The 10100-nt window shown below is 67.6% G+C and carries 10 protein-coding genes; 6 read left to right on the top strand and 4 right to left on the bottom strand.

Features of this window, described 5'->3' with window-relative positions; translation table 11 throughout:
• The first annotated feature begins 26 nt into the window (after positions 1-26).
• Together ACM0PK_RS00090 and ACM0PK_RS00095 are read left to right on the top strand one after the other, a co-directional pair.
• Positions 27-518 carry a phasin family protein gene (locus ACM0PK_RS00090; RefSeq protein ID WP_134970713.1) on the top strand — a complete coding sequence of 164 codons (492 nt, stop codon included), beginning with the start codon at positions 27-29 and terminating at the stop codon, positions 516-518.
• Between the two features lie 236 nt (positions 519-754).
• Positions 755-1759: a restriction endonuclease gene (locus tag ACM0PK_RS00095; RefSeq protein WP_180883917.1), complete on the top strand. Its 1005-nt coding sequence runs from the start codon at positions 755-757 to the stop codon at positions 1757-1759.
• Between the two features lie 165 nt (positions 1760-1924).
• Here ACM0PK_RS00095 and ACM0PK_RS00100 read toward each other — a convergent pair whose 3' ends face one another.
• From ACM0PK_RS00100 to ACM0PK_RS00115, 4 genes are all read right to left on the bottom strand, one after another.
• Positions 1925-2317 (bottom strand): type II toxin-antitoxin system HicB family antitoxin, encoded by a 393-nt coding sequence (locus tag ACM0PK_RS00100; RefSeq protein ID WP_414607280.1) that lies wholly within the window; start codon positions 2315-2317, stop codon positions 1925-1927.
• A gap of 8 nt (positions 2318-2325) precedes the next feature.
• Complete coding sequence (locus tag ACM0PK_RS00105) at positions 2326-2508, bottom strand: type II toxin-antitoxin system HicA family toxin (RefSeq protein WP_081280897.1); 183 nt, start codon at positions 2506-2508, stop codon at positions 2326-2328.
• Between the two features lie 94 nt (positions 2509-2602).
• Positions 2603-3331 (bottom strand): histidine utilization transcriptional repressor HutC, encoded by a 729-nt coding sequence (gene hutC / locus ACM0PK_RS00110; protein WP_262221650.1) that lies wholly within the window; start codon positions 3329-3331, stop codon positions 2603-2605.
• Between the two features lie 27 nt (positions 3332-3358).
• On the bottom strand, positions 3359-4729 hold the full coding sequence (locus ACM0PK_RS00115) for a formimidoylglutamate deiminase (RefSeq protein ID WP_139727323.1): 1371 nt from the start codon (positions 4727-4729) through the stop codon (positions 3359-3361).
• A gap of 67 nt (positions 4730-4796) precedes the next feature.
• On the opposite strand from ACM0PK_RS00115, the gene hutI reads away from it, so the two are divergent.
• The 4 genes from hutI to hutU are packed head-to-tail and all read left to right on the top strand — an operon-like array spanning position 4797 to position 10073.
• Positions 4797-6020, top strand: coding sequence for an imidazolonepropionase (gene hutI, locus ACM0PK_RS00120; protein WP_139727324.1), 1224 nt, complete (start codon positions 4797-4799; stop codon positions 6018-6020).
• Positions 6017-7558, top strand: a complete 1542-nt coding sequence (hutH, locus tag ACM0PK_RS00125) for a histidine ammonia-lyase (RefSeq protein ID WP_414607281.1) — start codon at positions 6017-6019, stop codon at positions 7556-7558. Before hutI ends, hutH begins: the two co-directional genes overlap by 4 nt.
• Positions 7555-8409 carry an N-formylglutamate deformylase gene (gene hutG, locus ACM0PK_RS00130; protein ID WP_072168122.1) on the top strand — a complete coding sequence of 285 codons (855 nt, stop codon included), beginning with the start codon at positions 7555-7557 and terminating at the stop codon, positions 8407-8409. The genes hutH and hutG overlap by 4 nt, the downstream gene beginning before the upstream one ends.
• Positions 8406-10073 carry a urocanate hydratase gene (gene hutU / locus ACM0PK_RS00135; RefSeq protein WP_414607282.1) on the top strand — a complete coding sequence of 556 codons (1668 nt, stop codon included), beginning with the start codon at positions 8406-8408 and terminating at the stop codon, positions 10071-10073. The genes hutG and hutU overlap by 4 nt, the downstream gene beginning before the upstream one ends.
• Positions 10074-10100: the final 27 nt, after the last annotated feature.

Raw genomic sequence — 10100 nt, forward strand, 5'->3', positions numbered from 1 at the left:
CAGGCCCAACTCCCACGGGAAGTGCGATGAACCACTACGAGAACGACGACCGCCGCAACGACGATGCCTCTTTCGGTGACCAGGCCGAGCGCTTCTCGCGCAAGCTGAGCGATTCGGCCCAGCAGGTCTGGCTGGCCGGGTTGGGTGCGCTGGGTCGCGCCCAGGCCGAGGGCAGCCGCTTCTTCGATGGCCTGGTGAAGGAAGGCGAAGCCTGGGAAGCCCGCCGCCGTGAACGCAACGGCGATCAGGGCCCGGGCTGGCGTGACAATGTCGAGACCTCGCTGGACGAGGCCCGCGAGAAGGCCTCCGGCACCTGGAACAAGGTGGAGAAGGCCTTCGATGACCAGGTGCAGGGCGTACTCAAGCGCCTGCATGTACCCACCGCCGACGAAGTGACCGCGCTGGAGGCCCGCATTGATGCCCTGCACGCGCGCCTGGCCAAGCTGGAAAACCGCGCCGCGTCCGGCACGAATGCCCCTGCTCCGGGCAGCCATCAGTCTCCGGACAGCGTGCCCTGACCACGATTGTTGCAATGCAATAAAATATGATTGACAATCGCGAGCAACCCGCCAATCGCTTCGGCTGCCGTTTGTTCCCTCCCCTCACGGCTTCAGGATTGGCGGGTTTTTCGTGCCCGCTGTGCGCCGATCTGCGCGCTCCATCACGCTTTCTGTCAGGAACATCCTGACCCGGCCAGGCACCGCGACCTTTACACTGTCGTCCTCCGCTTTCGCCCCTTCCGCCCTACTTCTGCATGCTCCCCTGGATCCTGGCCCTGCTGTCGGCCCTGCTTAGCTGTTCCCTGGCCGTTGTCTATCTGTGGTGGGTCAAGCGGCGGCAGAAGGAGATGCAACTCGGCCTGCAGGCCCTGGCGGGCATGCATTGGCGCGAATTCTCGGTTCTGGTCAAGCGCATGCTGCGCGAACAGCGCGGCCTGCGTGAACTGATCGATCCGGCGGAAGAAGCCCGCGAGCCAAGCAGCGATTTCATGCTCAGCGATGGCCCCAACCACTGGCTGGTGTCGTGCAAGCATGGCCTGGCCTACCGCATCGGCACCGCCGCAGTGAACGAGCTGGGTGCGGCCGCGCGCCTGGCCGGTGCCAAGGGCGGCGTGCTGCTGACCGAAGGCCGCATCGAGCGCGGCGGCCGCAGCGCCGCCGAGAAGCAGGCGGTTGAAGTGCTGGACGGCCCGCGCCTGTGGCCATTGCTGCAGCCTTACCTGCCCGGCGACATCGAAGCACGCGTGCGCGCCAGCGCCCGGCACGAAGCGCTGCGCCGCATCGCCATCGCCGCACTGGGTTCGGCAACGCTGGGGCTGCTGGTTGGCCTGGGCCTGCAGGGCCTGCGTGTGGAAGAGGCCGCGCCGGTTGCTGCGGCACCGGTGGTGGCGACGCCTTCAACCGCGCCTGCGGCGGAACCTGCTGGCACCGCGGCAGTGCTCCCGGCCGCCCCTTCACCCGCGGCTGCCGTCGCCCCGGCGGCCGACGCGCGCAGCAATCCCAATCCGGATGCGGCCACGCTGGAGCGCTTCCAGGCCGATCTGGCCCGCGCCCTGGCCGGCAAGCCCGGCATCGCCAGCGGTGTCTGGCTGACCCGCCAGACGCTGGCGATCAACCGCACCGGTGAACTGGAAAAGGTCTGGCCGCAGGTCTGTGAGGAAGTGCTGCACTACCCTGCCCTGCGCAACGTGCGCATCCAGCTCAATGCCCGCCCCGGCGTGGATGAGCCGGTGCGCTGGCGGCAGTGCGCTACGTATTGATGGGGCAACATCCACGCATGGCGTGGACCTACTGAATCCCGACACACGAATCTCTGGTAGATCCACGCGATGCGTGGATGCCTTTGCAGAGTCGAGCCACGCTCGACTCATCGCGCAACGCGCGAACAGCAGCCGACCATGGGCTGGGCTCTACAGGGCGCCCGCTCAGCCCAATGCTGCGAGATGGGCGATGTAACTGGAGCGGGATTCGCCGGCCGCCCTGGCCTGCGCATCCAGCCTGGCCAGGATGCGACGCGGCAGGCTGATGTTGACCCGTTCGATGGTGTCGTCCAGCAGAGATGGATCAATGCAGATGTAGGCAAGAATCCAGGCCGTACCACTGGGAGCCTCGGCGACGATCTTCTGTAGCGCAGAAGGACTGGGAATCGAGCGCCCCTCATCCAGGGCCGCATCGATCCAGGCAAGCGCAGACTCCTCGGCCGCGCTGAGTGCATCGTCAAGCGTGTCGGCTGCCGAGAAGCACCCCGGCAGATCGGGAACGATGACCCCCCACGCGGTGCGTTCATCGCCGGCCTCAATCAAGACTGGATAGCGCATGGGACCTCCTACGTCAGTCCTGCGAGCTTCCGCAACGCCTGAACCAGCCCCTTGCCCAGATCCTTTCTGGGGTGAGGCACGGTGATGATGCGAGGCCACTGCGGGTGCACGAATACATGATGGGATCCGCGAATCCTGCAACAGGTCCAACCTGCCGCCTCCAGATCCCGGATGAGGTCCCTGCTCTTCATGCAGGGACGATACACATCGTACACACGCACCAACAGAGTTCAAGACGACAGCCGTACCGGACCAGTAGATCCACGCCATGCGTGGATGGAATCCCTAGCGAGCGCCCGGCGCGAAGCGCGCAACCAGGTCCCAGGCATCCCCCAGGAACACCTGGCGCACGCGGGTGATCGGCTGTTCACCGCGCCAGGTCAGGCGCTCGATCACCAGGCAGGCGGTGCCCGGCTTCACCTCCAGCAGCCTGGCCGTGGCGGTATCCGCGCCCCAGGCGCTGATGCGGTGCTGCGCGCGCGTCCAGGACACGTTCTGCAGCAACCAGCTGCCCGGCGCGGTGGTACTGAAATCGACTTCCAGTACCTCGGGCACACCCACCGGACTGATCAGGCGATGCTCCAGCGCCAGCGGACGGCCATCGGCCAGGTGCAGGCAGCGCATCGCCAGCAGCTTCTCGCTGCCGGCCAGCTCCACTTCACCGGCATTGCCGGCGTCGGCCAGGCGCAGCTCGCGCTGCAGCAGGCGGTACGCGTACTGGTGGCCGCGCGAACCGACCTCCATCGCGATATCGGGAATCTCCAGCGCTACCTGCTCCAGGTGCGGCGGCTGACGCGCCACGAATGAACCCGCACGACGGCGGCGTTCGATCATGCCGCTCTCGGCCAGTGCGGTCAGCACCTTGTTCACCGTCATCCGCGAGCAGCCGTACTGCTCCATCAGCTCGTGCTCGTACGGAATCCGGAAGCCCGGCGCCCACTCCCCACTGAGGATGCGGCTTTCCAGATCGCTGCGGATACGCTGGTTGAGCGTGGCGGACTTGCTGGCCTTCACGTAATGGGATCCCGGTGGCGGAGACGATCAGCCCAGCACGCCCTTCAGGGCGGCGGCGAAGGCGGTGGTGATCGCCTCGCGCTGCAGGTGGCGGCCGTCGGCCACGCACTGGCGGCCATGCCGCCAGACCGATCGCAGCGCGCCATTACGTGCGGCGAACACCCAGCTGTCAAGCCATGCGTCATCCTGTCGCGCCTGCAGCGCCGGGTGTGCGGCATCCAGTTCGACCAGATCGGCACTGGCGCCCACCTGCAGGCCAGCGGCCACGCCCAGCGCCTGTGCGCCACCGTGCAATGCACCTTCAAACAGGAAACGACCGGTGCTGCGGGTGGCATCCGGCGCCAGCACGTTGCGTCCGCGCAGGGTCAGCCGCTGGCCGTACTCAAGCAGGCGCAGTTCTTCAGCTGCATCGATCAGCACATTGGAATCGGAACCGACACCGAAGCGCCCGCCCTCGCGGGCGAACGCCTGCATCGGGAACAGGCCGTCGCCCAAGTTGGCCTCGGTGATCGGGCACAGGCCGGCCACCGCCTGGCTGGCCACGATGGCCGCGCGCTCGTCATCGGTGATGTGGGTGGCATGCACCAGGCACCAGCGCGCATCCACCGGTGCATGGTCGTACAACCACTGCACCGGGCGCTGGCCGCTCCAGGCCAGGCAGGCCTCGACTTCGCGCACCTGCTCGGCGATATGGATGTGCACCGGGCCGTCGGTCAACGGCAGCAACGCGCCCAGTTCCTCGCCGGTGACCGCACGCAGGCTGTGCGGTGCAATGCCGAGCACCGCATCGGGCAGCGCGGCCAACGCCGGCTTGGCGGCGTCCAGCAGCTGCGCGAAACCGTCCACGTCGTGGATCAGGCGGCGCTGCGCCGGATTCGGCGGCGCGCCACCGAAATCGGCATGCGCGTAGAACACCGGCAGCAGGGTCAGGCCGATGCCGGTCTGATCGGCCGCAGCGGCAATCCGCGCGCTCATCTCGGCGCGATTGGCATAGGCATGGCCATCGGCGTCGTGGTGCAGGTAATGGAACTCGCCGACGCGGGTGAAGCCGCTTTCCAGCATTTCCATGTAGGCCTGGGCGGCGATGGCCTGCACCGCGTCCGGACGCAGGTGGGCCAGGAAGCGGTACATCAGCTCGCGCCAGCTCCAGAAGCTGTCACCGTCACCGCCGCCGATCTCGGTCAGGCCAGCCATGCCGCGCTGGAAGGCATGGCTGTGCAGGTTGGGCAGGCCCGGCACCAGGATGCCGGCGCGGGTGTCGCCGTGCTGGGCGCCCTGCCCCGTACTGATCGCCGCAATACGACCGTCCTGTACCTGCAGGCGGACATCACGGGCCCAGCCATCGGCCAGGAGGGCGTGGGCGGCATGGAAACAGTGCGGGGAACGCGAATCGGACATGGCTGGACAACCCGAAATGGACACCTATATTGTATAGACATATAAGCACAGCCGCGTTGTGGATGCCATGCACGTCGATACCCTCTGGTCCAACGTCCACCTGATCACCCTCGATGGCGAGGGCCTGGGTGTCATCCGCGATGGCGTACTGGCCTGCGCCGAGGGCCGCATCGTCCACGTCGGCCCGGCCGGCAGCGATGCCCAGCTGCAGCCGACCACCCGCATCGATGGCGAAGGCCGCTGGATCTCGCCGGGCCTGATCGACTGCCACACCCACCTGGTCTACGCCGGTAACCGCGCCAACGAATTCGAGCAACGCCTGCAGGGCGTGAGCTATGCCGAGATCGCCCGTGCCGGCGGCGGCATCGTCTCCACCGTGCGCGCCACCCGCGCTGCCACGCCCGAGCAACTGGCCAGCGAGAGCCGCCCGCGCCTGCTGGCGATGCGCGCCGAAGGCGTGACCACGATCGAGATCAAGTCCGGCTACGGCCTGACCCTGTCCGACGAACGCAAGCAGCTGCAGGTTGCACGCACGCTGGGCGAGCAATGCCGGGTCAACGTGGTGACCACCTTCCTCGGTGCACACGCGATTCCGCCGGGCCGCGAGGCACAGGAGTACACCGACGAGGTGTGCGAGGTGATGATTCCGGCCATTGCTGCCGAAGGCCTGGCCGAAGCGGTGGACGTGTTCTGCGAGAACATCGCCTTCTCGCCCGCGCAGGCGCGGCAGGTATTCGAGGCCGCCCGCGCGAACGGACTGGCGTTGAAGATCCACGCCGAACAGCTGAGCAACCAGCACGGTGCCGAGCTGGCGGCCAGCTTCGGTGCACTGTCGGCCGACCATATCGAACATCTGGACGATGCCGGGATCGCCGCGATGGCCGCTGCCGGTACCGTCGCCGTGCTGCTGCCCGGTGCTTTCTATTTCACCCGCGATACCACCCTGCCGCCGATCGCCGCGCTGCGTGCGGCCGGCGTGCCGCTGGCGCTGGCCACCGACAGCAATCCGGGCACCTCGCCGCTGACCAGCCCGCTGCTGGCGATGAACATGGGCGCGACCCTGTTCCGCCTGACCGTGGACGAGTGCATCGCCGGCTTCACCCGTGAAGCAGCGCGCGCGCTCGGCCATGGTGAGCGCATCGGCCGCCTCGCCGTCGGCATGGACTGTGACCTGGCGATCTGGGACATCGACGCCCCTGCCGACCTGGTCTATCGCATTGGATTCAACCCGCTGCACGCGCGCGTGGTGCGCGGGCAGCCCGACCTGCCTGCCTCCTGGAGCAACACATGAGCAACACCCTGGTTCTTCGCCCCGGCCATGTCACTCTCGCCCAATGGCGGCAGGTCTATCGCGGTGCGCCGCTTGCACTGGACCCGGCCGCGCTGCCGGTGGTGCGCGCCAGTGCCGCAGCCGTCGCCGCCATCGTCGCCAAAGGCGCACCGGTGTATGGCATCAACACCGGCTTCGGCAAGCTGGCCAGCGTGCGCATCGAGCGCGAAGACCTGGCCACCCTGCAGCGGAACATCGTGCTCTCGCATGCCGCCGGGGTGGGCGAGCCGATGCCGGCCAGCGTGGTGCGGTTGATGATGGCGCTGAAGCTGGTCAGCCTGGCGCAGGGCGCATCGGGCATTCGCGAGGAAACCCTGCTGCTGCTCGAAGCGATGCTGGTCAAGGGCGTATTGCCCGTGGTGCCGGCACAAGGCTCGGTGGGTGCCTCGGGCGATCTGGCGCCGCTCTCGCACCTGGCCAGCGTGATGCTCGGCGTCGGCGAAGCCTTCATCGGTGACGAGCGCCTGCCGGCGGTCGATGCGCTGGCACGTGCCGGCCTGCAGCCGATCGAACTGGGAGCGAAGGAAGGCCTGGCGCTGCTCAATGGCACCCAGTTCTCTACCGCCTACGCGCTGGCCGGCCTGTTCGAGATCGAGACCGTATTCCAGGCCGCACTGGTCACCGGCGCGCTGTCGGTGGAAGCGGCCAAGGGCTCGGACACGCCGTTCGACCCGCGCATTCACGCCATCCGCGGCCAGCGCGGGCAGATTGCCACTGCCGCGACGCTGCGCGCGCTGATGCAGGGCTCGGAGATCCGCGAATCGCACCGTGACAACGACGTGCGCGTGCAGGACCCGTACTGCCTGCGCTGCCAGCCGCAGGTGATGGGCGCGGCGCTGGACATCCTGCGCCAGGCCGCGACCACGCTGGAAATCGAAGCCAATGGGGTGTCCGACAATCCGCTGGTGTTCACGGATACCGGCGAAGCGTTGTCCGGTGGCAACTTCCACGCCGAGCCGGTGGCCTTCGCGGCCGACATGCTGGCGATGGCGGTGTGCGAGATCGGCTCGATCAGCGAGCGCCGCCTGGCGATGCTGGTCGACCCTGCGCTGTCCGGCCTGCCTGCATTCCTGACCCCGCGCCCCGGCCTGAATTCCGGCTTCATGATTCCGCAGGTGACCGCCGCCGCGCTGGTCTCGGAGAACAAGCAGCGCGCCTACCCCGCCAGCGTTGATTCGATCCCGACCTCGGCCAACCAGGAAGACCATGTGTCGATGGCCGCGCATGGCGCGCGCCGGCTGATGCAGATGGCCGAGAACGCCGCCAACGTGATCGGCATCGAGCTGCTGGCCGCTGCGCAGGGCTGCGACTTCCACGCCCCGCTGCGCTCCAGCGCCGCGCTGGAAACCGTGCGCGCCACCCTGCGTGCGCAGGTGCCGACGCTGGAAGAAGACCGCTACTTCCATCCGGACATGCTGACCGCCACGCATCTGGTGCGCAGTGGCGCGCTGGCGCAGGGCCTGACCGACCTGCTGCCAACCGTGGAGCCGCAGGCATGAATACCCATCCCGAATGGCTGACCGTGCACGAGGGCGACGCCCCCCTCATCGTCAGCTTCCCGCATACCGGCAGCGAGCTGCCGCACGACCTGATCGGCGACTACCACTCGCCGTGGCTGGCCCGTCGCGATGCCGACTGGTGGGTGCACGAGCTGTACGACTTTGTGCGTGGCATGGGCGCGACTACGGTGCGCTCGGCGATCTCGCGCTCGGTGATCGACCTCAACCGAGACCCCAGCGGGGTCTCGCTGTACCCGGGCCAGAACACCACCGGCCTGTGCCCGCTGACCACCTTCGACAACCAGCCGCTGTACCACGCCGGACGCGAACCGGATGATGCAGAAATCGCCCGTCGCCGCGACACCTATTTCCTGCCTTACCACGATGCGCTGGCTGCGCAGATCACTCGCCTGCGCGCGAAGTTCGGCACGGTGGTGGTGTACGACGCACATTCGATCCGCTCACATATTCCGCACCTGTTCGACGGCGAACTGCCGCAGTTCAACCTGGGTACCGCTGGCCCGTCCGGCGCGCCGGACACGTCCTGCGACAACGCGTTGAGCGACGTGGTGGAGAACCTGCTGAAGATCAGTGGCATGAGCCAGGTGCGCAACGGCCGCTTCAAAGGTGGCTGGATCACCCGCCACTACAGCAACATCGCCGGCGGTGTGCACAGCCTGCAGATGGAGCTGGCCTGCCGCGGCTACATGCACGAACCCCTGCCAGATCAGGTGGACGAGCACAGCTGGCCCACCCCGCTCGACCCCGACCACGCCGCACCGCTGCGCCACACCCTGGCGCAGGTGCTCAACGCCTGCCTCGAATTCGCTACGAACCGGAGCGCCGCATGACCCGCAACGACCCGTCCCGCACCCTCGCCGCGCCGACCGGCACCACGCTGAACGCCAAGAGCTGGCTGACCGAAGCGCCGCTGCGCATGCTGATGAACAACCTGCACCCCGATGTGGCCGAGCGCCCGCAGGAACTGGTGGTGTACGGCGGCATCGGCCGCGCCGCACGCGACTGGGAGAGCTTCGATGCCATCGTCGAAACGCTCAAGCGCCTGGACGATGACCAGACCCTGCTGGTGCAGTCGGGCAAGCCGGTGGGCGTGTTCCGCACCCACGCTGATGCGCCGCGCGTGCTGATCGCCAATTCCAACCTGGTACCTCGTTGGGCCAACTGGGACCACTTCAACGAGCTGGATAGGAAGGGCCTGGCCATGTACGGCCAGATGACCGCAGGCAGCTGGATCTACATCGGCGCGCAGGGCATCGTGCAGGGCACCTACGAAACCTTCGTGGAAATGGGCCGCCAGCATTTCGGTGGTGACCTGACCGGCAAGTGGCTGTTCACCGGTGGCCTCGGCGGCATGGGCGGCGCACAGCCGCTGGCCGCGGTGATGGCGGGCGCCTCCTGCCTGGCCGTGGAGTGCCGCAAGAGCAGCATCGACATGCGCCTGCGCACCGGCTACCTGGACACCTGGACCGACAATCTGGATGAAGCGCTGCGCCTGATCGACGAATCGTGCAAGGCCGGTACGCCGAAGTCCGTGGGCCTGCTCGGCAACGTCGCCGACGTGCTGGCCGAACTGCTCAAGCGCGGCGTGAAGCCGGACCTGCTGACCGACCAGACCTCCGCGCACGACCCGGTAAACGGCTACCTGCCGCAGGGCTGGACCGTCGAGCAGTGGGACGAAAAGCGTGTTTCCGCCCCCAAGGAAGTGGAAAAGGCTGCGCGCGCGTCGATGGCCAACCATATTCGCGCCATGCTCGGCTTCCACGCACTCGGCGTACCGACCGTGGACTACGGCAACAACCTGCGGCAGATGGCGCTGGAAGAAGGCGTGGAGAACGCGTTCGACTTCCCCGGGTTCGTGCCGGCCTACATCCGCCCGCTGTTCTGCCGCGGCATCGGCCCGTTCCGTTGGGCCGCACTGAGCGGCGATCCGGAAGACATCGCCAAGACCGATGCCAAGGTGAAGGAACTGATTCCGGACAACCCGCACCTGCACCGCTGGCTGGACATGGCTGCCGAGAAGATCAAGTTCCAGGGCCTGCCGGCGCGCATCTGCTGGGTCGGCCTGGGTGATCGTGATCGACTCGGCCTGGCGTTCAACGAGATGGTCGCCAACGGCGAACTGAAGGCGCCGGTGGTGATCGGACGTGACCACCTGGACAGCGGCAGCGTGGCCTCGCCGAACCGCGAAACCGAAGCAATGGCCGATGGCTCCGACGCGGTGTCCGACTGGCCGCTGCTGAACGCCCTGCTCAACACCGCCAGCGGCGCGACCTGGGTCTCGCTGCACCACGGCGGCGGCGTCGGCATGGGCTTCTCGCAGCACGCCGGCATGGTGATCGTGTGCGACGGTACCGAGGCAGCGGCGAAGCGGATTGCCCGCGTGCTGTGGAACGACCCGGCGACCGGCGTCATGCGCCACGCCGATGCGGGGTATGACATCGCGATCGACTGTGCGAAGGAAAAGGGACTGGATCTGCCGGGGATCCTGGGCTGATCGCAGGGGTGCCGGCCAGCGGCCGGC

The organism is Stenotrophomonas sp. FR010, from assembly GCF_047520755.2.
Classification (GTDB): Bacteria; Pseudomonadota; Gammaproteobacteria; order Xanthomonadales; family Xanthomonadaceae; genus Stenotrophomonas; species Stenotrophomonas sepilia.

Coding starts and splice junctions, on each gene's coding strand:
- ACM0PK_RS00100 (WP_414607280.1), bottom strand. CDS start 2,317: ATGCGCTATCCAGTCTTGATTGAGGCCGGCGATGAACGCACCGCGTGG.
- hutI (WP_139727324.1), top strand. CDS start 4,797: ATGCACGTCGATACCCTCTGGTCCAACGTCCACCTGATCACCCTCGAT.
- hutH (WP_414607281.1), top strand. CDS start 6,017: ATGAGCAACACCCTGGTTCTTCGCCCCGGCCATGTCACTCTCGCCCAA.
- ACM0PK_RS00105 (WP_081280897.1), bottom strand. CDS start 2,508: ATGAAGAGCAGGGACCTCATCCGGGATCTGGAGGCGGCAGGTTGGACC.
- ACM0PK_RS00115 (WP_139727323.1), bottom strand. CDS start 4,729: ATGTCCGATTCGCGTTCCCCGCACTGTTTCCATGCCGCCCACGCCCTC.
- hutG (WP_072168122.1), top strand. CDS start 7,555: ATGAATACCCATCCCGAATGGCTGACCGTGCACGAGGGCGACGCCCCC.
- hutU (WP_414607282.1), top strand. CDS start 8,406: ATGACCCGCAACGACCCGTCCCGCACCCTCGCCGCGCCGACCGGCACC.
- ACM0PK_RS00090 (WP_134970713.1), top strand. CDS start 27: ATGAACCACTACGAGAACGACGACCGCCGCAACGACGATGCCTCTTTC.
- ACM0PK_RS00095 (WP_180883917.1), top strand. CDS start 755: ATGCTCCCCTGGATCCTGGCCCTGCTGTCGGCCCTGCTTAGCTGTTCC.